Origin of the sequence: Neorhizobium puerariae, from assembly GCF_042429745.1 — a bacterium.
Lineage (GTDB): Bacteria > Pseudomonadota > Alphaproteobacteria > Rhizobiales > Rhizobiaceae > Neorhizobium > Neorhizobium puerariae.
Genome location: NZ_JBHMAA010000013.1, coordinates 114,766 through 136,082 on the forward strand (window position 1 = coordinate 114,766; position 21,317 = coordinate 136,082).

A 21,317-nucleotide genomic window follows, 5' to 3' on the forward strand; every position below is an offset into this window, starting at 1 on the left:
CTCACTCCATGTCGCTCCATCCGCCGCTTCGCGACGCTCCTCCCCGCAAGGGAGGACGACGGGGGATCAGCGTGGCAGGGCGTAGGCGATCACATGGTCGCCGGGTTTGGTGCCGACCGAGCCGTGACCGCCGGCAACCATGACCACGAACTGGCGGCCGTCATCGACCGCATAGGTCATCGGCGTGGCCTGGCCGCCGGCGGGAAGCCGCGCCCGCCACAATTCCCGGCCGCTGGTGAGATCGTAGGCGCGCAGATAGTTGTCGACCGCGGCTCCCAGGAAGGCGACGCCGCCCTTGGTGATCATCGGGCCGCCGATGCCGGGCACCCCGACCTTGAAGGGCAGCGGCAGCGGCGTCATGTCGTAGACGGTGCCGTTGCGATGCTTGTAGGCGACCTTGCCGGTGCGCAGGTCGGCGCCGGCGACATAACCCCATGGCGGCGCCTGGCAGGGAATCTGCAGGGGACCGAGGAACGGCCCCATATAGACGCCGTAGGGCGCGCCGTCGTTGCGGTTGAGGCCCTGCTCGCTGCCCTTCTGGTCCTGCGCTTTCGGCGGGATGTCCGCCCGCGGCACCAGCCGGGACGTGAAGGCGAGATAGGTCGGCATGCCGAACATCACCTGCCTTTCCGGATCGACGGCGACGCTGCCCCAGTTGAACGTGCCGAAATTGCCCGGATAGACGATCGTGCCCTTGAGCGAGGGCGGCGTATAACGGCCCTCGTAGCTGTACTGGTGATACCAGATCCGGCAGATCATCTGGTCGAACATGGTGACGCCCCACATATCCCTCTCCTCCAGCGGCCTGGGCTTGAAGGTCAGCGCGGATGTTGGCTGCGTCGGAGCGGTACGATCCTCCGGGATGGCGCCGCCGGGCGCGGGCTCCTCGGTCACGGGGAGGATCGGCTCCCCGGTCCGCCGGTCGAGCACGTAGATATCCCCCTGCTTGGTCGGGCCGACGAGCGCCGGCACGACCGTATTGTCCGGTCTGGTGAGATCGAGGAGCGCCGGCTGGGCCGGTACGTCCATGTCCCAGAGATCGTGATGCACCGTCTGGCGCACCCAGCGGTCGGCGCCGGTGTTGAGATCGAGCGCCACGATCGAGGAGGAATATTTCTCGACGTTTTCGCTGCGGCCCATGCCGAGCTGGTCCGGCACCTGGTTGCCGAGCGGGATATAGACGAGGCCGAGTTCCTCATCGACGCTGAAGACCGACCAGCTGTTGGGGGAGTTGGTCGTGTAGGTCTGGCCGGGCTGCAGCGGCTGCGTCTGGGTCGGATTGCCCGAATCCCAGTTCCAGACGAGCTGTCCCGTGTTGACGTCATAGGCGCGGATGACGCCCGACTGTTCCTGCGTCGAATAGTTGTCGTTGACCGCGCCGCCAATGACGATCTTGTTGCCGGCGATCGCCGGAGGCGACGTGGAATAGTAGTAGCCGGCAGGATTGTACTGCATTCCGGTTTCCAGATGCAGCGTGCCGTTTTCGGCGAAGGACGTGCAGACCTTGCCGTTCGCGGCATCGAGCGCGATCAGCCGCGCATCGGAGGTCGGCAGGTAGACGCGCTCCGCGCAGGGGCTGCCGGCAGCGGCGGCCTGATCCCTGTAATAGCTGACGCCCCGGCAGGTCTGGTGCTGCCGGTCGGGATTCATGCCGGAATTCGGATCGTATTTCCATTTTTCCTTGCCGGTCGTCGCATCCAGCGCGATCGCCAGATTGTGCGGCGTGCACAGATAGAGCGAGTTGCCGACCTTCAGCGGCGTCACCTGATAGGTCGTTTCGCCTATATCGTCCGGCCGCTTCACGTCGCCGGTCTGGTAACGCCAGACCTCCTGGAGGCTTGCGACATTGTCGACCTTGATCTGGTCGAGCGGCGAATAACGCTGTCCGTAGGGCGTGCGGCCGTATTGGTGCCACTCGCCGGGCGGGACGTCGCCGCCCATGGGAGGTGCGGCGGCGACCGACTGCGAGGGCAGTTCGCCGCTCTGGTCCAGCGGGTCGATGAACATCGAGAAGATCGCCACGGCAATGGCGACGGCAACGGAGATCGCCAGGGGCGTGGAACTCGCGCCGTATCGCATGCCGGTCGGGCTCGAGAAGCCGAGCGGCCCGCGAATCCAGGGCGTCAGCAACCAGATGCCGATGAGGATGATGACGCCGCCGCGCGGGCCGAGCTGCCACCAGTCGAACCCGACCTCCCAGATCGCCCAGGCGAGCGATGCGAGCACGAGAACGGCATAGACCCTGAGGGCAATGGCGTTCCTGAGAAACAGCAGGATGGCGGTCAGCACGAAGCCGAGACCGCAGGCAAGGTAATAAGCGCTTCCGCCGAGCAGCAGCAACTGGCCGCCGCCGACGGCCAGTGCGATCCCGATCAACGTAAAGAGGATCGCGGTAATCTTGATGGCCATTGTAAAAATCCTGCTTCAAAACACGAAATTTCAGGGGTGCAGGAACAACACCCAACCCCGCGCATTCAACACCAACTTTACGGAAAAGTTCCAGCCCGTATTGGACAATCCTATTTACCGACTTCCGGAACCGCCGGTCGCCGAAGGTGTTGGAGACGCATCGAGGAGTCCCGTCATGCTGACAGCACGCAATGGCCCCGCGTTCGAAACACCCGGAGCGGAAGGCGGCAGATTGCCGGATGTGAAGGAAGAAGCGGAAAGCTGCACCCGCTGCGGCCTCTACAGGCAGGCCACGCATCTGGTCTTCGGTGAAGGGCCTGCGAAGGCAAGGATACTTTTCGTCGGCGAGCAGCCCGGCGACAGGGAAGACCTCGCCGGAAGGCCCTTCGTCGGTCCCGCCGGAAGGCTCCTCGACCGCTGCCTCGATGAGGCCGGCGTCGATCGCGACCTGTGCTACGTCACCAATGCGGTCAAGCATTTCAAGTTCACGCCGCGCGGCAAGCGGCGCATCCATTCCAGGCCCGGCGCCGGCGAGGTGCAGGCCTGCGCCTGGTGGCTGGCGGCGGAACTGCGGCTCGTCCGGCCAGCGCTGGTTGTGGCGCTCGGTGCGACGGCGCTCTATTCTCTGATGGGCAGGCAGGCGAAGGTGACCCGCGACCGCGGCCGGCTTCTCAGCTTGCCGCACGGCATGCCGGTGCTTGTGACGATCCATCCCTCGGCCCTGCTGAGGAGCCGGGATCAGGCGGACGCCGCGCTCGATCGCGCCCGTTTCGTCGAGGATCTGGAGAAGATTGGCGATTTTCTGGAGTGACCATGGCCTATGAACTTTATTACTGGGACGGCCTCCAGGGCCGCGGCGAATTCGTGCGGCTGGCATTGGAGGAGGCCGGCGCCCGATATGTGGACGTCGCCCGCAGCAGCCACGGCATGTCGGCGATGATGGATTATCTCCACGGCAAGCACGGCTATCTGGACATGCCCTTCGCCCCGCCTTTTCTGAAGGACGGCGACCTCGTCGTCTCGCATGTCGCCAACATCCTGCATTACCTCGGACCGAAGCTCAACCTCGTGCCGGAAGACGAGAAGAGCCGCATCTTCATTCACGGCCTGCAGCTCACGGTCGCCGATTTCGTCGCCGAAGTGCACGATACGCACCACCCGATCAGCACCGCCGACTACTATGAGGACCAGAAGGAGGAAGCCAGGGCGCGCTCGGCGGCCTTCCTGAAGCACCGGGTGCCGAAATTCATGGGCTATTTCAACCGCATCGTCGCCGCCAATCCGGAAAAAGGCGGATATGCGGTAGGCGGCCGCCTGAGCTATGTCGATCTTTCGCTCTTCCAGCTCGCCGAGGGCCTGGCCTACGCCTTTCCCCGTGCGATGAGGGATTTCGACAAGGACTATCCGCTTATCGCGAAGCTGCGCGATATCGTCCGCAACCGGCCGAACATCGAAACCTACGTCAAATCCCGGCGCCGGCTCGAATTCAACGAGTCGGGCATATTCCGCCACTATCCGGAACTGGACCGGGAGCCTGCGTGAACGGCCTCAGATGAAGGCAAAGACGGGAGCGATGGTCACCAGGACGATGACCGTCGCGATCAATGTGAATTTCATGCTGCCGCCCTCCACGACACGCGCCGCCGAGCCTTGAAAGCTCAGCCCGCCTCTTCTCCCAGTTCCTGCAAGATCTGGTGCCGCGCCCGGTTCAGCCGGCTCTTGACCGTGCCGACGGCGCAATCGCAGATCTCGGCGGTCGCTTCGTAGCTTTCGCCGAGGATCGCCACGAGCATCAGCACTTCGCGGTAGTGCGGCGGCAGCTTCTGGAGAGCCCGCTGCACCTCCCTCGCCCGCGCCACGGTCTCCTGCGTCGCGGCGACGGCCATATCGCCGGAGACGTTGTCTTCGAGCCCCGGCGCTTCGCGGCCCAGTATCTTGGCGCGCGTGTAGAACGTATTGCGCATGATCGTGAAGAGCCAGCTCTTCAACCGGGTGCCCGGCTCGAATTTGTCGAGATTGGCGAGCGCCTTCATCAATGTCTCCTGCACCAGATCGTCCGCATCGGCGGGATTGCGGCAGAAGGTGCGGGCGAATGCGCGGAGAGCCGGAATGAGCCTCACTATGTCTGCACGTGCAGGATCACCATTCAACTGTGATTCAGACACCGTTGCCTACCTCTCCGAAATTTCGATGGCGGGAATTTTCGATGGCAAACGCACGCCTTGCATGTTTGGTTCCGCCAATATGAACGGCCCGTTCATCTTCGTGACGGAACAAAGCGGCTTCCGCGCCGGTTGATGGTGTTTTCACGGAGTTATGATCGTGGCACCGAGGGCGAACTGGAAAGGCTATCTCAAGATCGGCGAACTGAGCTGCCAGGTGGCGCTTTACACAGCCGCCTCCACATCCGACCGGGTCAGTTTTCACGTCATCAATCGCGAGACGGGCAACCGCGTCCACCGAGAGATGGTCGATGCCGGGACCGGCAGGACCGTCGGAAACGACGATATCGTCAAGGGTTACGAAATATCGAGCGGCCAATACGTGTTCCTCGAACCGGAAGAGATCAGGGCCGCGGTCCCCGAGAGCGACAAGACGCTGGAGCTGGAGACCTTCATCCCCTGCGACGGCGTCGACACGATCTATCTCGACCGACCCTATTACCTTTCCCCGGTGGACCGTCCGTCCGCCGGGATCTTCGCGCTCATACGCCGGGCGCTGGTGGAGAAGGAGGTCGCGGCCCTCGCCCGCACCGTGCTCTTCCGCCGCCTGAGGACGCTGCTCATCCGGCCGGGCGCGAAGGGCATGATCGCCAGCACGCTGAACTACGAATACGAGGTGCAGCCTGCGAGGGAGATATTCTCGGACATCAAGGACTTCAGGATCGAGGGCGAGATGCTCGATCTTGCCAGGCACATCATCGACACCAAGCGGGGCAAATTCGATCCGACCGACTTCGACGACCGCTACGAGGCGGCGCTTGCGGAACTCGTCCGCGCCCGGATCGAAGGCCGCAAGCTGAAGAAGAAGCCGAAGCGGGAAGCCAAGCCGGCCCCGAACCTTCTCGAAGCGCTTCGCCGGAGCGCCGGCGCTTCCCGGCCGGAAAGGAAGGGAACGGCCCGCAGGACCGCATCGCGCAAGACTGCCGCTCACCACGGAAAGGCCGGCTGACCATGGCATTGGAGACATACAACCGGAAACGCGACTTCAAGGTTTCCCCCGAGCCGAAGGGCACGCTTTCGCGCCCCCGCAAGGGAAAGGCGGCCGGCAACGGCTTTGTGATCCAGAAGCACGACGCGACCCGGCTGCATTACGATTTCCGGCTTGAGATGGACGGCGTCCTGAAAAGCTGGGCAGTAACCCGCGGGCCGAGCCTCGTGCCGGGAGAAAAGCGCCTCGCGGTGCATGTGGAAGACCACCCGCTCGACTACGGCGGCTTCGAAGGCACGATCCCGGAAGGCAATTACGGCGCCGGCGCGGTTCTCCTGTGGGATCGCGGCACATGGCGGCCGATCGGCGACCCTCGCAAGGGGTACCGGAAAGGCCATCTGGAATTCGAGCTGAAGGGCGACAAGCTGGAAGGACGCTGGCACCTCATCCGCATGGGCCGGAAGGAGGGCGAGAAACGCGAGAACTGGTTGCTGATCAAGGGAGAGGACGAGTTCGCCCGAGGCGAAGGCGATCCGGACATCCTGGAGGAAATGCCGCTTTCGGTGAAAACCGGCAGGACGATCGGGGAAATCCGGGGCGGCAGGACGCCCGCGAGGAAAAGACGCTCGAAGGCCGGAACGAGGGCCGATCCGGAGCCGGGAAGCACCGGTGCCGACCCGGACGTCTCCAAGATCCGCGGCGCGAGAAAGGCCGGGCTGCCGGATTTCGTCGGGCCGCAACTTGCGACGCTGGTGAAGAGCGCGCCAGCCGGCAAGCGCTGGGTGCATGAGATCAAGATCGACGGCTACCGCCTGCAGGCCCGCATCGACAACGGCAAGGTGACGCTCCTGACCCGCACCGGCCTCGACTGGACGCGCAAGTTCGGCGACGACATCGTCGCGGAATTCGGGAAGCTCTCCCTTTCCGGGGCCATCATCGACGGCGAGGTGGCCGTCGAGGCCGGTTCCGGCGCGACGGATTTCTCGCTGCTGCAGCAGGATCTCAGCGAAGGCCGCTTGGACCGCTTCACCTTTCATGCTTTCGACCTCCTCCATCTCGACGGTTACGACCTCACCGGCGCGGCGCTGGTCAGGCGCAAGGAGGCCCTTGAAAGGCTGCTCGCCGGCAGCGGACCGGCGCTGCGCTACAGCGAGCATTTCGGCGACGAAGGCGGGCTGGTCCTGAAACACGCCTGCCGGCTGAGCCTGGAAGGCATCGTCTCGAAGATCGCGGACGCACCTTATCGCCCGGGCCGGGGGCGCGACTGGGTCAAGTCGAAATGCTCCGCCCGGCAGGAATTCGTGATCGCCGGCTACGCTCCTTCCTCCGTCAACAGAAAGGCGATCGGCTCGTTGGTCATGGGATATTACGAGAAGGGCAGGCTCCGCCATGCCGGCCGCGTCGGCACTGGTTATACCGGAACGGTGGCGCAATCGCTCTTCCGGCGGCTCGACGACATCCGCACCGACAAGAGCCCGTTTGACGAAAAGCTCACGGCGGTGGAAAAGAAGGACGTGGTGTTCCTGAGGCCGGAACTCGTGGCGGAAGTGGAATTTCGCGGCTGGACGGGCGACGCGCATATCCGCCACGCCGCTTTCCGGGGCCTGCGGGAAGACAAGGACCCCAGGGAGATCATCCGGGAGGGCGAGCCGGTGAATGCAGCGCAGGACAGGAAACCGCCGAAGCGGACGGTCAGCCTCACTCATCCGGACCGGCTCTACTGGCCGGATGCCGGGGTAACGAAGGCCGGGCTTGCGGATTATTATACCGAGGTCTGGCGGCTGATGGCGCCCTTCGTCGTCAACCGCCCCCTTGCCCTCGTGCGCGGGCCCGACGGCATCGAAAAACCGCTCTTCTTCCAGAAACACGCCTGGAAAGGCATGACCCGGAACGTGGTGCTGGTGAAGGACCCGGCCGATCCGGGCGAGGAATATATCTCGATCCGCGATCTCGACGGCCTGCTCGGCCTCGTGCAGGGCGCGACGCTGGAGGTCCATCCCTGGGGCTCCAACCTCGACGACTGGGAAAAACCGGACATGGTCAATATCGACCTCGATCCCGGCGAGGGCGTTTCCTGGACGGAAATCATCGCCGCCGCCCACGAGGTCAAACGGCGTTTCGAGGAAATGGGGCTGGCGCCCTTCGTCAAGACATCCGGCGGCAAGGGCCTGCATGTGGTTGCCCCCGTGAAGCCGAAGGCCGAATGGCCGGAGGTGAAGGCGGCGATGAAGGCGCTTGCCGACGGCATGGCCGGCGACACGCCGGACAAATACGTTTCGACGATCACCAAGTCGAAGCGCACGGGCAAGATCCTGATCGACTATCTCCGCAACGGCCGGGGCAATACCGCGGTCGCCCCCTATTCGACCCGCGCGCGGCCCGGCGCTCCGGTTTCCATGCCCCTTGCCTGGGATGAACTTGGCGGCGCGATCGGCCCCAACTACTTCACGGTGGACAATACGCCCGCCCGCATCGCCCGGCAGGCGGGCGACCCCTGGGGCGACTTCCGCAAGGCCGAAGCGCCGATCGGGTTCGGCGGGAAAAAGCAAGGCCGCTGAAGGTGCGCCGCGCTGCATCCGTCCGCCCTCCCTCCTCCCTTCATGGGAAGACGGGTGCCCGTCGGCATGCCGGTCCTCGATATCGGGACGACATCACTTCCGCGGAGCTTTCCGCTCCGCCTCCAGGCTTTTCCTGAGCGCGGCCGTGATGTCGATGACGTTGCTCGGCCGTTCCGGCGCCTGCTTCCCGCCGCGCTTCACGGTCTTGCGGCCTTTCCGGCGGGCGGCGATGATATCGAGCAGGCGATCCTGGACCGGATCGTCCGCCATCGACGCCTTCCAGTCCTCGGTCCGCTCCCCGATGATCTTCTTCATCATGGCCAGATGGCCGGCATCCGGCTTTTCGCCGGGCACCTCGGCGGCATATTCGTCGGCGTCGCGGATTTCATCGCCGTAGCGCAATGTCCAGACGACGATCCCCTTGTCCTTCGGCAGCAGGAGGACCGCCCGCTCGCGCCGGTACATGACGAGCCGGGCGATGCCGCCGGTCCCGGTCTTCGCCATCGCCTCGCGAATGACGGCGAACGCCTCCGCGCTCACCTCGTCGTCGGGCGCGAGATAATGCGGCCTGTCATACCAGATCCATCCGATCGAATTGGCCGGCACGAACGTTTCGACATCGATCGTGCGCGTGCTTTCGAGCCCCACGTCCTCAAGCTCCTCGTCCTCGAAGAGCACGTAGTCGTTTTCGCCCCTGGGATAGCCCTTGACCTGATCCTCGTCCTCGACCACCTCACCGGTCTCGGCATCCACATAGCGGCTCAGGACCCGGTTGCGGGTCTTCCGGTCGATATTGTGGAACCGCACCTTGGCGCCCTCGGAAACGGCCGGCGTCATGGTCACCCGGCAGGTCACCAGCGAGAGCTTCAGATAGCCTTTCCAGAACACGCGCGGCGCCACGGCGGACCTCCTTGTTTCCACAATTAACCCGCGGCAGTGCGGCTTGGTTCCGGAACAAACCTCCGGGAAAAACCGTTTGCTTTCACGCCAGCAGCACAGGAGGGCATCCCATGGGCATGAACGGAACCCCAAACATTCCAAAGAAGGGATGGGACAAGAAGACCGCCCAGCGCTCGGCGCGTGCGAAACATGAGACGTCGGAACTGGAAGAACAGCTCAACGAAGGGCTGGAGGACACTTTTCCGGCGAGCGATCCCGTCTCGGCCACCGTGACATCCATCCCGGCCGGCACGCCAAAACCGCCCGGGCACTAGACAATTCTGAAATCCGTTGGAACAATCGGGGCGGCTTCCTTGATAGGAAGTCGCCTGTTTCATTTGTCCCCTGTGACTTTTTCGGGATATCCCGAACTGGCCATATTGCTGTAATGACGATTGCAGCGGGGCTTTGGGCGGAGCGAATACCCTTTTCGGCTGGTTTTGCCGATATAGTTATACGTCAGAGGTCGGGATGACGAAGCAAGATATTCCGGTTGCGGAACAGGAAGTCAGAATGGGACGGCGGGTCAGCCGCCAGGTCTCCGTCCTGCTCGCCGAAATCGAGAAGGAAGAAGTTCCCGATCGCCTGCTCGAACTGGCGCGCGAGCTTCAGAAGGCGCTCAACGAAAAGATCGACGGCCAGGCGGACTGACGTTTTTCAAAGCTGCGTCGAGATGATGTTGTCGGTGCGCACCCGGCCGCCCACCACGCCCCGCCGGCCATCCGCCTCGTAGCGTCCGCTCTCGTCCTCGATCACCGTGTAGAGCTTTTCATTGCGGAAGGCGCTCGCCATGTCGGTCGAATTGCCCTCCGCAGGCGAAGCATCGATTTCGGTGAAATCCAGCTCGGCATCGCTCGCGACCAGCCGGGCGTCCCCGGCGGTCCTTGCCCGCACCACCACCTCGCCATGCGGCGGCGCGTTCTGCCAGTTCGGATCGTCGGGGGCGGCAAGCGGCACCAGCCGGTAGATCTTCAGTTTCTCCCGCATCTTTCTCTCCTCGGACAATCGGGCCGATACCTGTCGCAACGCGATCCGCGCCGCAGAGGTTCCCCGGCCGCACGCCGGAACTTCCGGCACGGCTTTCCTGTTCCTGATCGTCACCGGCATGAAGACCGATATGGAGGAAGCCATGGAAGACCCGCATCATTGCCGCCATCTTTGCGTGGACATGCAGCGGATGTTCGCCGAGGATACGCCCTGGCATATTCCGTGGATGCAACGGGTTCGCGAGCCGGTCGCGGCGATTGCCGGCGCCTGCCCGGCCGAAACGATCTTCACCCGCTTCGTACCCCCCTTGAGGCCCTCCGACGCCTCCGGGAGCTGGCGCGGCTACTACGAGAAATGGTCGATGATGACGCGCGGGCGGCTTGGCGACGGGATGGTCGACATCCTTCCCGAGCTGCGGGCGATGGTTCCCCCCGCGAGCGTCTTCGACAAGACGACCTATTCGCCATGGCTCGATGGCCGGCTGCACGCATTCCTGCGGGGCCAGGGTGTCGATACGCTCGTCATCTCCGGCGGGGAGACGGATGTCTGCGTCCTCGCGGCGATCCTCGGAGCGGTCGATCTCGGCTATACGATCGTCCTCGTCAAGGATGCGATCTGCAGCACCTCCGACGAGACCCACGATGCGTCACTCGCGCTCTACGGCCGGCGTTTCTCCAACCAGCTCCGCCTCTGCGAGGCGGATGAGGTCCTGCGCTGGTGGAAAGGGCGGGACTGACCTGCGAAACCCCGCATCCGCACGGCGGCCGGCAGGTCGGGAACTTTCCGGAAAGCCCACTGTTAGGGGCCTCGCAAGACCTCGTTGAACACCCACAAGACCCAAGGAGAAAGCCATGGCCAGCAAGACCCTCGACGACCTTTTCCATGAAACCCTCAAGGACATCTACTACGCCGAACGGCAGATCGTGAAAGCTCTTCCGAAGATGGCGCGCGGCGCCCAGGACGAAAAACTGAAAGCCGCCTTCGAAAAACACCGCGAGGAAACCGAAGGCCAGATCGAGCGCCTGAAACAGGTCTTCGAAATCCTCGGCAAGCGCGCCCAGGGCAAGACCTGCCCGGCGATCGACGGCATCATCGAAGAGGGCGAGGAAATTCTCGACGAGTTCAAGGGCAATCCAGCGCTCGACGCCGGCCTTCTCGCCGCCGCGCAGGCCGTCGAACATTACGAGATAAGCCGCTACGGCACGTTGCGCACCTGGGCCCGGCAGCTCGGCCTCGGGGACGCGGTCACGCTTCTGGAACAGACGCTGGCCGAAGAAAGCAGGACCGACGAGGCATTGACCGGCCTTGCCAAATCCGCCGTCAACATCGCCGCCCGGAAGGCCGCTTGAGCCGGAGGCAGCGGGACACCCTCGTCCTTGCCAGGAAAGCCCGGTCGGAGGCCGGGCTTTTCCGGCTTTGAACCCTCTTCGGCAAAGAAGGCGGGGTTACAAGCTGTGATGATAGGACGCAGACGAAATGCCATCTACAATATGGACCCGGGCCGTTGCATAGGTGATCATATCGCAGTATTTTCCGAATGGATGTGTCTCCTTCCCGGTGGCGACAAAACAATGTTCGACTGACGGAAATTCCGCCCCGGGCAGATTTTTGAGTTCATGGCCGGGTGTTGTTGGCCGAGTTGCGATTTTTCGTTTGAACGATGGAACTTTTTTGCGCTGCACACGTTTGGGGCGCTTGGGCGAATGGAGACAATAATGTCGGACTCCGAGGAAGAATGGATCAGAAAGCGGGCATACGCTTTGTGGGAAGAGGAAGGCTACCCGACCGGCAAGGACAGGGAGCATTGGGAAAGGGCGAAGCTGGAGCATGCAACGCTTGGCCCCACGGCCTCGAAGGCGACGCCGCCTTCGCGGAGCAGGAAGACCGCGGCAGCGGTGAAGCCTCCCAAGGCCGCAAAGGAAGCAGCGCCGAAAGCCCCTAAGACCGCGGCGAAAACGGCCGCATCCAAGCCCGCCTCCACGAAGGCTGCGCCTGCCAAGTCTGAGCCGGCTAAGTCTGAGCCGGCCAAGACCGCCTCCAGGGCTCCTGCCGCCATTCCGGCAACGGTCGCACCGGCCAGGAAACGCTCCGGCACCAAGAAGGTACCGGCCGGCGAATAGCGCCGCCCGTCCCGTACTATACCAGCACGAGTTTCATGAGTTGCGGTGACTTCGCTTGTCGCGGCGACGGGTTTTATTGTTCCGGAAAATCAAAATGACATTTGTGTCTGAACTCCGCGCGAATCCCAACCCGGACGGGAACGTTGGCAGCGTCCGGAATGTTCTGCAGGGTGACGGCCGCCCCGTGGGCGCATTGCGGAGACAGGCATGATGAACGCTCACGCCCCGATCGATGACACGCACCGCGACCAGCGCGGCCTGACGGGTCATGCAGCCGAACCGGCCCACGGGGTGCCAGCGCCGCCGCATTTAAAGGTCCTCTCGGTCACCTCCGAGATCTTCCCGCTGGTGAAGACGGGAGGTCTTGGGGATGTCACCGGCTCCCTGCCCAAGGCGCTCGCGCCGCTCGGCATCGAGACCACATCGCTGATTCCCGGATATCCCGCGGTGATGCAGCAATTGAAGAGCGCCATGCCGCTCGTCACGTTCGAAAGGCTGCTGGGGGAAAGGGCTTCGCTCCTCCACACCCGCGCCGAGGGCCTCAGCCTCTTCGTGCTCGATGCGCCTGCCCTCTACGACCGTCCGGGCGGTCCCTATGTCGGCGACGACGGGGCCGACCACCCCGACAACTGGAAGCGGTTTGCGGCCCTTTCGCTTGCCGCCGCCGAGATCGCCGACGGCGTCCTGCCCGGCTGGCGTCCCGATATCGTCCACACCCACGACTGGCAATCGGCGCTCGCATCCGTCTACATGCGGGAACGGGGCTCCTCGCTGCCGGTCGTGCTCACCATCCACAACCTGGCCTTCCAGGGCCAGTATCCGGCAAGCCGCCTGCGGGACCTCGGCCTGCCTCCGGAGGCCTATTCCATGAACCGCATGGAATATTTCGGGGATATCAGCTTCCTCAAGGGCGGGTTGCAGACGGCCGATGCGATCACCACCGTCAGCCCGACCTATGCCCGGGAGATCCTGACGCCCCGTTTCGGCATGGGCATGCACGGCGTGCTGAACCAGCGCGTCTCGATCCTGCGCGGCATCGTCAACGGCATCGATCTCGACGTCTGGGACCCGTCCTCGGACCCGCACCTGCCGCGCACCTACGACGTCAACAGCCTGCGCCGGAAGCGTGAGAACCGCGCGGTGCTTCTTAAAAGATTCGGCCTCGACGCCACGCGGGACGGCCCACTTTTCTCGGCGGTCAGCCGGCTCACCTGGCAGAAGGGTTTCGACATGTTCGCCGAAACGGCGGACGAGGTGATCCACAACGGCGGCAAGGTCATCGTCTTCGGTCAGGGCGACCGGGAGATCGAGCAGGCATTGCTGAACACGGCCTCGCGCTTTCCCGGCCGCATGGCCGTCCATATCGGGTATGACGAGCCGACAGCCCACCTGATCCATGGCGGATCGGATGCGATCGTGCAGCCTTCGCGCTTCGAGCCTTGCGGGCTTACCCAGCTTTACGCGCTGCGTTACGGATGCGTGCCCGTCGTGTCGCGCACTGGCGGCCTTTCCGAAACGATCATCGACGCCAACGATGCGGCCATGTCCGCCCGCGTGGCGACGGGTTTCCAGTTCCATCCGGTGACGGCGGACGGACTGCGCCTGGCGTTGCGCCGGGCGCTGCATGCCCATGCCGACCCGAAGATGTGGGCGCGACTTCAGAACCAGGGCATGAAGGCGAAATTCTCCTGGGAACGCAGCGCCCAGCAATATGCCGCCCTCTATGCCAATCTGGTGCGCAGGCCCGGACAGATATCCGCCCCCGACCTGCGCCGCGCCGCGCTCTAGTCAGCGGCGCGACCCAAGGTCATCAACCCCATTGAAACGACGCATCATGCCTGCCGGAGATCGATCCCGATTTGTCAGGCCGATGCTGCATCAGGCCTTCCGATGGATGATCCGATACGCACGATGATTGTCATGGATGCCGGACACTCCCGCTTCCAGTTCCGAATGGGCGCGCTGATCCGTTGCCGCGACCACATTCTCATTCACCGCAACATTGCCGATCCATACTGGGCGCTTCCGGGAGGCCGGGTGGAGTTCCACGAATCCACCCAGCAGACCCTCGCGCGGGAGATCGAGGAAGAGATCGGATGCGAGGCAGCGGTCGGACCGCTGCGCTTCGTGATCGAGAACTTTTTCGAATTGTCCGGGCGAGAAGTCCACGAAATCGGCTTCTATTACGATGCGGCGCTTTCCCACCCCCTTCCGTTCCACGAAACGGACATCGTCCACCGCGTCCGTGACGGCGAAGCCGAGCTGGAATTCCGCTGGATTCGTCCCACCGCGACAGCATTCGACGAATACGATCTCAAACCTTTCCCGCTGCGGGCCTTGATCGCCGGCATGCCGGGCGGCATCGCCCATCTGGTCTATCGCGATCAGGTCGGCTGAAATATCCCAGGGGCTCCTTCACGGCCTGCGGAAAAGCGCCAGGCTGCGGCCTTCGAGTTCGAAGTCCTTTTCCCTGGTGATCACCTGGCCACGCCTGGCGGTATCGGACGTGGTGAGTTCGAGCACCCATCCGCCCTCGCCGAATTGCGGGATGCGGAAGGGAACGTTGCCTTCGAACGGATTGAAGAGCAGCAGCACATCCGACCAGATGCCCTCCCGGCCTTCGAGATCGCGCCGGCCGATATGCAGGCCGAGCGTGGTGCCGTCGTCCCAGTGCTCGGGCTTCTGCTCGCCGCCTCCGGCATTGAACCAGTTCACCTCCATGCCGTCGCGCCAGTTTTCACGCCGCAGCAGGGGTTGCTCCTGCCGCAGCCGGATGAGGCTGCGGGTGAATTCGCGCAGGTCCTCGCAGCTCTGCGGCAGCTCTTCCCAGTGCACCCAGGAAATGTCGCTGTCCTGGCAATAGCCGTTGTTGTTGCCCATCTGGCTGCGGCCGAACTCGTCGCCGGCGAGCAGCATCGGCGTGCCGTGCGAGAAGAAGAGCGTCGCGAGGAAATTGCGCTTCTGACGATCCCGTATGGCGTTGACGGCCTCGTCGTCGGTCGGGCCTTCCGCGCCGTAGTTGTAGCTGCGGTTGTCGTTATGGCCGTCCTTGTTGTCCTCGCCGTTCGCCTCGTTGTGTTTCTCGTTGTAGGAAACGAGGTCGTTGAGCGTGAACCCGTCATGGGCGGCGATGAAATTGACGCTCGCCCAGGGGCGCCGGCCGCGCTGGTCGTAGAGATCGCCGGAACCGAGCAGGCGGGCGGCAAAATCGTTCGAGACGTTGGTGCCCTTCCAGTATTCGCGCACCGTATCGCGATATTTGTCGTTCCACTCCGCCCAGCCGGGCGGGAAGCCGCCGACCTGATAGCCGCCCGGTCCGATATCCCAGGGCTCGCCGATCAGCTTCACCCGGGAAAGCACCGGGTCCTGCGTCATCGCGTCGAAGAAGCCGCCGCGCTGGTCGAAACCTTCCGGCTCCCGGCCGAGGATCGTGCCGAGATCGAAGCGGAAACCGTCGACATGCATGTCCTCCGCCCAGTAACGCAGGGAATCCATGACGAACTGCAGGACGCGCGGATGCGAGGTGTTCACCGTATTGCCGGTGCCCGTGTCGTTGATGTAGTAGCGATGCCGGTCGGGCATGGTGCGGTAATAGGAGAAGTTGTCGATGCCCTTGAAGGAAAGCGTCGGGCCGAGTTCGTTGCCTTCCGCCGTATGGTTGTAGACCACGTCGAGGATGACCTCGATGCCGGCGTCATGGAAGGCCCACACCATGTCGCGGAACCCCTGAATGCCTTTCGGGCCGTAATAGCGGGGGGCGAGCGCGAAGAAGCCGAGTGTATTGTAGCCCCAGTAGTTCCTGAGCCCCTTGTCCAGCAAGTGCTGGTCGTCCGGAAAATAGTGGACCGGCATGAGTTCGATGGAATTGATGCCGAGGCTCCTGATATAGTCGATCGAAGCCTTGTGCCCCATGCCCTCGAACGTGCCACGGAGTTCTTTCGGGATTGCCGGATTGAGCTGCGTGAAGCCTTTCACATGGGTCTCGTAGACAATCGCCGCCGGCCATGGGATGTCCGGGCGGTTCCGGTCCTGCCAGTCGAATTCGTTCGGATCGATGACGCGGCATTTCGGCATGTAGGGCGCGCTGTCGCACCGATCAAACGTCAGGTCCTTGTCTTCGTGCCGGAGATCGTAGGCGAAATGCGCCTCGTTCCACTCCACGTCGCCGACGAGTTCGCGGGCATAGGGATCGACGAGAAGCTTGCCGGGATTGAAGCGGTGACCGTTTTCCGGCTCGTAGGGTCCGTGCACGCGGTAACCATAAAGCGCGCCGGGCTTCAGCCCCGGCACATAGCCATGCCAGATCTCGTGCGTATATTCCGGCAGTTCGAGCCGCGCGATCTCCGTCCTGCCGCTGCTGTCGAACAGGCAGAGCTCCACCCGTTCGGCATGGGCCGAGAAGAGCGCGAAATTGACACCTTCGCCATCGTAATTTGCCCCGAGCCGATGCCAGTAGCCGGGCTCGACGACGAAGCTGTTCGATTTGGAATCCATGCAGCACCTGTTCAGAAGTTTCGCGGGTTAATGGTGCGGCACAGCATTTCGTTCCCGGCGCCCTGAAAATCTACGGATTGGTCTTCGCAGGGGGAGGGGCAGACGGAGGGGCAGGCGCAGGAGAGGCCGCGGGCGGATTGCTGGTCGTTCCGGAGGGCGCGTTGGACGGGCTCTGGCCGCCCGTACCCGTCTGCGGCGTCGGGTCCCTGTCTGCCGGAGCGGTGGCGTCGGGCTGTGGCGCCGGCGTGTTGTCGACCGGATCGCTTTGGTTTTCGCCGCTGTCGCCACAGGCGCTCAGGAACGCCACGGCGCTGAGTGCCATGATCAAACGCTTCATTTCCTGTCCTTCCCTATGCGTGGGTCGAATGCGCGGCGGCGGGCATCGAGCGCAACGACCTTCTCGACGGCTGCGACATCCTCCGCCGCCACGGGAACCGGATCGTTGGCGATCGCTTCCAGCACTTCCGGCGCCAGCGCACCCTTGCGGATCACGTATTCCAGGGCTTCGCGGGTCTGGCGCTCGGCTTTCAGTTGCGCATAAAGGGCCAGGATCAGGCGATCGCGGACATCGCGCCCGTCATTTCCCGCTGTCGGTCCGGCAGTTCCTGCCATGGCAGCCTCCATCTTCTCATCGGGCTCCTTGCTCACCGGGTCAACTTTTGGTCGGTCGGATTGTTCCCTCCGCCGGCACCTCCCCTATCTCCTTCAGGAAACGAGACCGGAGGAGGAGAACGCCATGTCCGTGATGTCACCGGAGGAATTGGAAGGGCGGCTGAACGCCCATCGCGAGCTGCTGATCGAGCTTCTGGCCGCCATGATCGGCGGCGAGGTCACCATCACCGCCTTTCTGCGGCGGCTGAGGGATGATGCGACCTTCAAGGACAACGAGGAAGATCCCGGCGTGGAGCCGGGGGAGGCATTCGCGATCGAGAATTCCTCCGCCCGAGAGGTGCGCGCCATCCTGGAAGCGGCGCGCGCCCGGGCCGAAGCGGACGATCGTTAACCATGCCAATTCATATTTATGACGATCCTGCCACGTTTATGGCCATTTCATGGAACTAGGATGGGACTTTCACGTTCATTCACCACCGATGCGAATGGAGGCGTCTATGGTCAGGGAATGGGTGGAAGCGGCGGGCTTCGTTCTGGTGATTGCGGCCTGCTACATGATGGTTATCCCGGTCTGACGCGAAGCTCCCGGGGAGGAGAAGCGCGGCCCTACGGCCCCACGCTCTCGCGGCTGGCAAAGAAGGCCGCGAGAGCGGCAAAGTCTTCTTCCTTCAGCTTCGCCGCCACTTCGATCATGAGATGGCTGAAGGAGGAACCGCCGCGCACGCCGGCATGGAAAAGCTGGAGCTGGCGCGTGATATAGGCGGCGTTCTGGCCGGAAATGCGCGGATAGGCGGGATTGCCGCCGGGTTTTTCATGGCAGCTCAGACAGGCGGGAAGCTTCTCCTCCGGCCTTCCCTTTTCAGCGAGTTCCCTTCCTTTTTCGACCAGTCGAGGGTCTGCCGGAATGCCCTGGCGCGGCGGCCGCGCCTGCCTGGCGTAGTAGCTTGCGAGCTCCGGCAGGCTGTCGTCGGGGAGCGCGCCGATCGCGACTTCCATGATGCCGCTCGGCCGCTGCCTTTCGGCGAAGGCGCGCAGGCTGTTGAGCAGATAGGCCTCCTGCTGGCCCGCCAGCCGCGGGATGATGCTGTTGCCGTTCAGCCGCTTTTCCGCGTGGCAGCTCTCGCAGGTGATCGGCAGCGGCGAGACTTCGCCCGCATGACCGATCCCGTGCAGGCCCGAGGCCTGCAGGTAGGCGTTCGTATCCATCTCCGGCAGCTTGCGAAGGAAGGCGACCATCGCCCAGACCTCGTCGTCGCGTGCCTGCGCCGGCCAGGCCGGCATGCCGGTGAAGCGGACGCCGTGCTTGACGATCTGGAAAAGCTGCGCGTCGCTCCATGTCGGCGCCACCGTCTTCAGGTCGGGCGGCGGCGGCAGCATGGCGAGCACCGCATCGGACCGGCCCTGCGCCGGCGAGCCGTGACAGATGGCGCAGCCGGTTTCGAAATGACCGGCCGCAGGCGGCAGCAGTTCCGGATTTTCAAGGCTCGGCACCGTTATGGAAAGGGCCGCGGTCCGTATCGAATTCCGCATGACCCAATGCAGGAACCAGTTGGTGATGGGCCAGTGGCCGGAACTCGCCCCGACCCCCATCAGTCCCGACCACGCGAAACCAAACCCGAGAAGCGGCAGTATGATCACCAGCGCGAGCAGGTGTCTCCAGCGGATCGTCATCGGCCACTCCTCCCATCGGCCTTAAGGAACCTCGGCATACAATACAGGCATGATCCGGCACGGCGGGGGCGGCCCCGGCTCCGTGCGGCGGAATTCCGGCACGCCACCCTTCCGCCCCATGAAGCAGCATCAGCTCCTGGGCCGATCGAGCGCCTGAAATCATCCTGATCGAGCGCGATCCTGACAGGTTCGATGGACGTGAAGCGGCGCAAGCACCGCTCCACCGTGTGGCGGGATCGGGCTCCGGCCCTCATGCCGGAACGAGATCGAAGAAAAGCCCGCGGGCAATGGGCGGCAACACGCCGGCGGCGATTTTGTTCCAGGGCCGGAGATAACATTCTGTAACACCATGTCAAAAAGTTGGAACGAATCCACCGCGCGGGGGTTTGCCATTTCGTGAGGGGGCAAATGCCCCCGTTCGCGACGGGAGACTATCATGCGACACTTTTTCGAGATGCTCAGGAAAAGGCTGAAGAGACGGCAGGAGAAGAAAGCGTTTGCCGTCGAACACCCGGAAGAACTGCAGGTTGTCGTGCCGGACGCCGTCGTCCTGCCGCTGCCCAAGGCGCCGCGCGAGGAAATCAGCGTTCCCGCCTCCATCAACGGCCGGGATCTGTCCACCGGACGTCTTTGAACATCCCATGATCTCGATCCATGAGATGCGACTGAGAGGAGTACCGAATGACCGCAATCGAATCCGCCTCCATCCTGATCCTTGCGACCAATGGCTACGAACGTTCCGAACTGCGTGTCCCTCTGGACGAGCTGCGAAAACGCGGCGCCGACGTGAAGATCGCCTCGATCAAGACCGGTGAGATCAAGAGCTGGGACAGGACGGATTGGGGCGATACCGTTCCGGTCGATCTGGAAGCAAGGAATGTCCGCCCCGAGGAATTCGATGCGCTCGTGCTGCCGGGCGGCCGGATCAATCCCGACCTGTTGCGCGCCAGCGAGGACGCTGTCCGCGTCGTGCGCGACTTCGTCAAGAGCGGCAAGCCGGTCGCGGCCATCTGCCATGGCCCGTGGCTTCTCGTGGAAGCCGATGCATTGCGCGGCCGCAAGGCGACGTCCTACCCTTCGATCCGCACGGATATCCGCAATGCCGGCGCCTCCTGGAAGGACGAAGCGGTCGTGGTCGACGAGGGCATCATCACCTCGCGCTCGCCTGCGGACCTGCCGCAATTCGTCGACAAGATCGTCGAGGAAGTCCGGGAAGGACGTCACAATCGCCGGGCTGCCTGAATTGCGCCGGCCCGGCTTCGCTCGCCCGCTATCCCTCGCGGGCGGCCGTCGCGGACGCATCCGAAACCTCCCGCAGAAACGCCAGCAGGCGTCGCTCGGCCGAGCGCAATCCCTTGGGACCATCCGGCGCGCGCCTGTCGACCATCACCTTTTCCAGCGGCGCGGTGTCTTCGGCCAACGCAAGAATGCCCGGATGGATATAGCTTGACCGGCAGACGGCGGGCGTATTGTGCAGGGCCTCCGATGCCGCCCTGGCCATCGCCTTGATCCTGGGCCGCCGCTCTTCCCTCTCCACGGTCTCCCATGCCTCCATGAACGCGGCGAGGCTGCCGCCCCATGTGCGGAATGTCTTGGCCGAAACGGCAAACCCCGCGGCCTTGGCCAGATAGGCGTTCAGTCTTCCCGAATCGACGGGATGTGGCACGCCCTGTTCGTCCGGCCAGGAAAAGAACTGGCGGCCGGGCAGATCGGCGATCTCCTCGAGGATGCGCTGCAACCGAGGATGCCTCAACGTATGCCGGACGCGCCTGCCGCCCTTGGCGGTGAACCGCAGCAGGATCGTATCGCCCGAGAATGTCATATGCCGCTTGAGCAGCGTTGTCGCGCCATAGGTCCTGTTTTCCCTGGCATAGGCGCGGTTGCCGACGCGCAGATGCGTCGCATCCATCAGCGCCACCAGAGCGGCGACGACCGTGTCGGACTGGTCGGGACCGAGCGCCAGGTCCCGCTTCACCCTGCGGCGGACGCGCGGCAGGGCCTCGCCGAAGCGGACGAGCTGGTCGAACTTCCGCTCGCTGCGGAAGCTCTGCCAGTCGGCATGATAGCGGTATTGCTTGCGTCCCCGGGAATCGTAGCCCGTCGCCTGCAGATGCCCGCGCGGGTCGATGCAGATCCAGACATTCTCATAGGCCGGCGGCAGGCCGAGCGCCGCGATCCTGCGCCGTTCCGGCTCGTCCGTCAGTATTCTCCCGTCGGGCAGGCAATAGCAGAACCCCCTGCCCCGGCGAAGCCGCCGGATGCCGGGTTCCGTATCGCTGACATAGGTGAGTCCGGTGGTTTCCAGGGAATCCCGGCCGGTATCGAGTGTCGAGGAGCGTGCATCCATCGCCGCTTAACGGCAGAACGGCGTCTTCGT

General features: G+C 63.8%; 24 protein-coding genes. 15 read left to right on the plus strand and 9 right to left on the minus strand.

What is annotated here, in order from left to right:
- Positions 1–66: 66 nt before the first annotated feature.
- A complete protein-coding gene (locus tag ACFFP0_RS11365; protein WP_377260461.1) occupies positions 67–2,409 on the minus strand; it encodes a glucose/quinate/shikimate family membrane-bound PQQ-dependent dehydrogenase in 2,343 nt (780 codons plus the stop codon).
- A gap of 175 nt (positions 2,410–2,584) precedes the next feature.
- On the opposite strand from ACFFP0_RS11365, the gene ACFFP0_RS11370 reads away from it, so the two are divergent.
- Together ACFFP0_RS11370 and ACFFP0_RS11375 are read left to right on the plus strand one after the other, a co-directional pair.
- Positions 2,585–3,220 (plus strand): UdgX family uracil-DNA binding protein, encoded by a 636-nt coding sequence (locus tag ACFFP0_RS11370; protein WP_377260463.1) that lies wholly within the window; start codon positions 2,585–2,587, stop codon positions 3,218–3,220.
- 2 nt (positions 3,221–3,222) lie between these two features.
- Positions 3,223–3,951 (plus strand): glutathione S-transferase, encoded by a 729-nt coding sequence (locus ACFFP0_RS11375; RefSeq protein WP_377260465.1) that lies wholly within the window; start codon positions 3,223–3,225, stop codon positions 3,949–3,951.
- 116 nt (positions 3,952–4,067) lie between these two features.
- On the opposite strand, the gene ACFFP0_RS11380 is transcribed toward ACFFP0_RS11375, so the two are convergent.
- Positions 4,068–4,532, minus strand: coding sequence for a sigma-70 family RNA polymerase sigma factor (locus ACFFP0_RS11380; RefSeq protein ID WP_377260693.1), 465 nt, complete (start codon positions 4,530–4,532; stop codon positions 4,068–4,070).
- Here ACFFP0_RS11380 and ACFFP0_RS11385 point away from each other — a divergent pair.
- The 3 genes from ACFFP0_RS11385 to ligD are packed head-to-tail and all read left to right on the plus strand — an operon-like array spanning position 4,519 to position 8,117.
- On the plus strand, positions 4,519–4,707 hold the full coding sequence (locus tag ACFFP0_RS11385) for a hypothetical protein (protein WP_377260713.1): 189 nt from the start codon (positions 4,519–4,521) through the stop codon (positions 4,705–4,707). The two genes, ACFFP0_RS11380 and ACFFP0_RS11385, sit on opposite strands and share 14 nt — an antisense overlap.
- A gap of 24 nt (positions 4,708–4,731) precedes the next feature.
- On the plus strand, positions 4,732–5,580 hold the full coding sequence (ku, locus tag ACFFP0_RS11390; protein ID WP_377260467.1) for a non-homologous end joining protein Ku: 849 nt from the start codon (positions 4,732–4,734) through the stop codon (positions 5,578–5,580).
- 2 nt (positions 5,581–5,582) lie between these two features.
- Complete coding sequence (ligD, locus tag ACFFP0_RS11395) at positions 5,583–8,117, plus strand: DNA ligase D (RefSeq protein ID WP_377260469.1); 2,535 nt, start codon at positions 5,583–5,585, stop codon at positions 8,115–8,117.
- A gap of 93 nt (positions 8,118–8,210) precedes the next feature.
- Here ligD and ku (ACFFP0_RS11400) read toward each other — a convergent pair whose 3' ends face one another.
- Positions 8,211–9,017: a non-homologous end joining protein Ku gene (gene ku / locus ACFFP0_RS11400; protein ID WP_377260471.1), complete on the minus strand. Its 807-nt coding sequence runs from the start codon at positions 9,015–9,017 to the stop codon at positions 8,211–8,213.
- A gap of 116 nt (positions 9,018–9,133) precedes the next feature.
- Here ku (ACFFP0_RS11400) and ACFFP0_RS11405 point away from each other — a divergent pair, with 116 nt between their 5' ends.
- Positions 9,134–9,331: a hypothetical protein gene (locus tag ACFFP0_RS11405; protein WP_377260715.1), complete on the plus strand. Its 198-nt coding sequence runs from the start codon at positions 9,134–9,136 to the stop codon at positions 9,329–9,331.
- 196 nt (positions 9,332–9,527) lie between these two features.
- Positions 9,528–9,707 carry a hypothetical protein gene (locus tag ACFFP0_RS11410; RefSeq protein ID WP_377260473.1) on the plus strand — a complete coding sequence of 60 codons (180 nt, stop codon included), beginning with the start codon at positions 9,528–9,530 and terminating at the stop codon, positions 9,705–9,707.
- A gap of 6 nt (positions 9,708–9,713) precedes the next feature.
- On the opposite strand, the gene ACFFP0_RS11415 is transcribed toward ACFFP0_RS11410, so the two are convergent.
- Complete coding sequence (locus ACFFP0_RS11415) at positions 9,714–10,043, minus strand: hypothetical protein (RefSeq protein WP_377260475.1); 330 nt, start codon at positions 10,041–10,043, stop codon at positions 9,714–9,716.
- A 118-nt stretch (positions 10,044–10,161) separates the two neighbouring features.
- Here ACFFP0_RS11415 and ACFFP0_RS11420 point away from each other — a divergent pair, with 118 nt between their 5' ends.
- From ACFFP0_RS11420 to ACFFP0_RS11440, 5 genes are all read left to right on the plus strand, one after another.
- On the plus strand, positions 10,162–10,779 hold the full coding sequence (locus ACFFP0_RS11420; RefSeq protein ID WP_377260477.1) for a cysteine hydrolase family protein: 618 nt from the start codon (positions 10,162–10,164) through the stop codon (positions 10,777–10,779).
- A 115-nt stretch (positions 10,780–10,894) separates the two neighbouring features.
- Positions 10,895–11,392 carry a YciE/YciF ferroxidase family protein gene (locus ACFFP0_RS11425; protein ID WP_377260479.1) on the plus strand — a complete coding sequence of 166 codons (498 nt, stop codon included), beginning with the start codon at positions 10,895–10,897 and terminating at the stop codon, positions 11,390–11,392.
- 366 nt (positions 11,393–11,758) lie between these two features.
- On the plus strand, positions 11,759–12,163 hold the full coding sequence (locus ACFFP0_RS11430; RefSeq protein ID WP_377260481.1) for a DUF2934 domain-containing protein: 405 nt from the start codon (positions 11,759–11,761) through the stop codon (positions 12,161–12,163).
- Positions 12,164–12,370: 207 nt separating this feature from the next.
- Positions 12,371–13,951 carry a glycogen synthase GlgA gene (glgA, locus tag ACFFP0_RS11435; protein WP_377260483.1) on the plus strand — a complete coding sequence of 527 codons (1,581 nt, stop codon included), beginning with the start codon at positions 12,371–12,373 and terminating at the stop codon, positions 13,949–13,951.
- A 102-nt stretch (positions 13,952–14,053) separates the two neighbouring features.
- A complete protein-coding gene (locus ACFFP0_RS11440; RefSeq protein ID WP_377260485.1) occupies positions 14,054–14,560 on the plus strand; it encodes an NUDIX hydrolase in 507 nt (168 codons plus the stop codon).
- Between the two features lie 18 nt (positions 14,561–14,578).
- Here ACFFP0_RS11440 and glgX read toward each other — a convergent pair whose 3' ends face one another.
- The 3 genes from glgX to ACFFP0_RS11455 form a co-directional block, all read right to left on the minus strand.
- Positions 14,579–16,657, minus strand: coding sequence for a glycogen debranching protein GlgX (gene glgX / locus ACFFP0_RS11445; RefSeq protein WP_377260487.1), 2,079 nt, complete (start codon positions 16,655–16,657; stop codon positions 14,579–14,581).
- Positions 16,658–16,727: 70 nt separating this feature from the next.
- Positions 16,728–16,994: a hypothetical protein gene (locus ACFFP0_RS11450; protein WP_377260489.1), complete on the minus strand. Its 267-nt coding sequence runs from the start codon at positions 16,992–16,994 to the stop codon at positions 16,728–16,730.
- Complete coding sequence (locus ACFFP0_RS11455) at positions 16,991–17,269, minus strand: hypothetical protein (RefSeq protein WP_377260491.1); 279 nt, start codon at positions 17,267–17,269, stop codon at positions 16,991–16,993. The genes ACFFP0_RS11450 and ACFFP0_RS11455 overlap by 4 nt, the downstream gene beginning before the upstream one ends.
- Positions 17,270–17,393: 124 nt before the next feature.
- On the opposite strand from ACFFP0_RS11455, the gene ACFFP0_RS11460 reads away from it, so the two are divergent.
- Positions 17,394–17,660, plus strand: coding sequence for a hypothetical protein (locus tag ACFFP0_RS11460; protein ID WP_377260493.1), 267 nt, complete (start codon positions 17,394–17,396; stop codon positions 17,658–17,660).
- Between the two features lie 215 nt (positions 17,661–17,875).
- Here the strand turns inward: ACFFP0_RS11460 and ACFFP0_RS11465 are convergent, their stop codons facing one another.
- Complete coding sequence (locus ACFFP0_RS11465) at positions 17,876–18,940, minus strand: c-type cytochrome (protein WP_377260495.1); 1,065 nt, start codon at positions 18,938–18,940, stop codon at positions 17,876–17,878.
- A 436-nt stretch (positions 18,941–19,376) separates the two neighbouring features.
- Here ACFFP0_RS11465 and ACFFP0_RS11470 point away from each other — a divergent pair, with 436 nt between their 5' ends.
- Positions 19,377–19,574 carry a hypothetical protein gene (locus ACFFP0_RS11470; protein WP_377260497.1) on the plus strand — a complete coding sequence of 66 codons (198 nt, stop codon included), beginning with the start codon at positions 19,377–19,379 and terminating at the stop codon, positions 19,572–19,574.
- A 47-nt stretch (positions 19,575–19,621) separates the two neighbouring features.
- The gene (locus ACFFP0_RS11475) at positions 19,622–20,182 is read left to right on the plus strand and encodes a DJ-1/PfpI/YhbO family deglycase/protease (protein WP_377260499.1); all 561 of its coding nucleotides are present in this window, start codon (positions 19,622–19,624) and stop codon (positions 20,180–20,182) included.
- 28 nt (positions 20,183–20,210) lie between these two features.
- Here ACFFP0_RS11475 and ACFFP0_RS11480 read toward each other — a convergent pair whose 3' ends face one another.
- Positions 20,211–21,287, minus strand: a complete 1,077-nt coding sequence (locus ACFFP0_RS11480; protein WP_377260501.1) for a DNA topoisomerase IB — start codon at positions 21,285–21,287, stop codon at positions 20,211–20,213.
- Between the last annotated feature and the right edge of the window lie 30 nt (positions 21,288–21,317).

Bases quoted from the DNA above. Each gene is read 5' to 3' on its own strand.
- ACFFP0_RS11365 (WP_377260461.1), bottom strand. From the start codon at position 2,409: ATGGCCATCAAGATTACCGCGATCCTCTTTACGTTGATCGGGATCGCA.
- ACFFP0_RS11370 (WP_377260463.1), top strand. From the start codon at position 2,585: ATGCTGACAGCACGCAATGGCCCCGCGTTCGAAACACCCGGAGCGGAA.
- ACFFP0_RS11375 (WP_377260465.1), top strand. From the start codon at position 3,223: ATGGCCTATGAACTTTATTACTGGGACGGCCTCCAGGGCCGCGGCGAA.
- ACFFP0_RS11385 (WP_377260713.1), top strand. From the start codon at position 4,519: ATGAGCCTCACTATGTCTGCACGTGCAGGATCACCATTCAACTGTGAT.
- ligD (WP_377260469.1), top strand. From the start codon at position 5,583: ATGGCATTGGAGACATACAACCGGAAACGCGACTTCAAGGTTTCCCCC.
- ACFFP0_RS11405 (WP_377260715.1), top strand. From the start codon at position 9,134: ATGAACGGAACCCCAAACATTCCAAAGAAGGGATGGGACAAGAAGACC.
- ACFFP0_RS11410 (WP_377260473.1), top strand. From the start codon at position 9,528: ATGACGAAGCAAGATATTCCGGTTGCGGAACAGGAAGTCAGAATGGGA.
- ACFFP0_RS11415 (WP_377260475.1), bottom strand. From the start codon at position 10,043: ATGCGGGAGAAACTGAAGATCTACCGGCTGGTGCCGCTTGCCGCCCCC.
- ACFFP0_RS11420 (WP_377260477.1), top strand. From the start codon at position 10,162: ATGAAGACCGATATGGAGGAAGCCATGGAAGACCCGCATCATTGCCGC.
- ACFFP0_RS11425 (WP_377260479.1), top strand. From the start codon at position 10,895: ATGGCCAGCAAGACCCTCGACGACCTTTTCCATGAAACCCTCAAGGAC.
- ACFFP0_RS11430 (WP_377260481.1), top strand. From the start codon at position 11,759: ATGTCGGACTCCGAGGAAGAATGGATCAGAAAGCGGGCATACGCTTTG.
- glgA (WP_377260483.1), top strand. From the start codon at position 12,371: ATGATGAACGCTCACGCCCCGATCGATGACACGCACCGCGACCAGCGC.
- ACFFP0_RS11440 (WP_377260485.1), top strand. From the start codon at position 14,054: ATGGATGATCCGATACGCACGATGATTGTCATGGATGCCGGACACTCC.
- glgX (WP_377260487.1), bottom strand. From the start codon at position 16,657: ATGGATTCCAAATCGAACAGCTTCGTCGTCGAGCCCGGCTACTGGCAT.
- ACFFP0_RS11450 (WP_377260489.1), bottom strand. From the start codon at position 16,994: ATGAAGCGTTTGATCATGGCACTCAGCGCCGTGGCGTTCCTGAGCGCC.
- ACFFP0_RS11455 (WP_377260491.1), bottom strand. From the start codon at position 17,269: ATGGCAGGAACTGCCGGACCGACAGCGGGAAATGACGGGCGCGATGTC.
- ACFFP0_RS11460 (WP_377260493.1), top strand. From the start codon at position 17,394: ATGTCCGTGATGTCACCGGAGGAATTGGAAGGGCGGCTGAACGCCCAT.
- ACFFP0_RS11465 (WP_377260495.1), bottom strand. From the start codon at position 18,940: ATGACGATCCGCTGGAGACACCTGCTCGCGCTGGTGATCATACTGCCG.
- ACFFP0_RS11470 (WP_377260497.1), top strand. From the start codon at position 19,377: ATGCGACACTTTTTCGAGATGCTCAGGAAAAGGCTGAAGAGACGGCAG.
- ACFFP0_RS11475 (WP_377260499.1), top strand. From the start codon at position 19,622: ATGACCGCAATCGAATCCGCCTCCATCCTGATCCTTGCGACCAATGGC.
- ACFFP0_RS11480 (WP_377260501.1), bottom strand. From the start codon at position 21,287: ATGGATGCACGCTCCTCGACACTCGATACCGGCCGGGATTCCCTGGAA.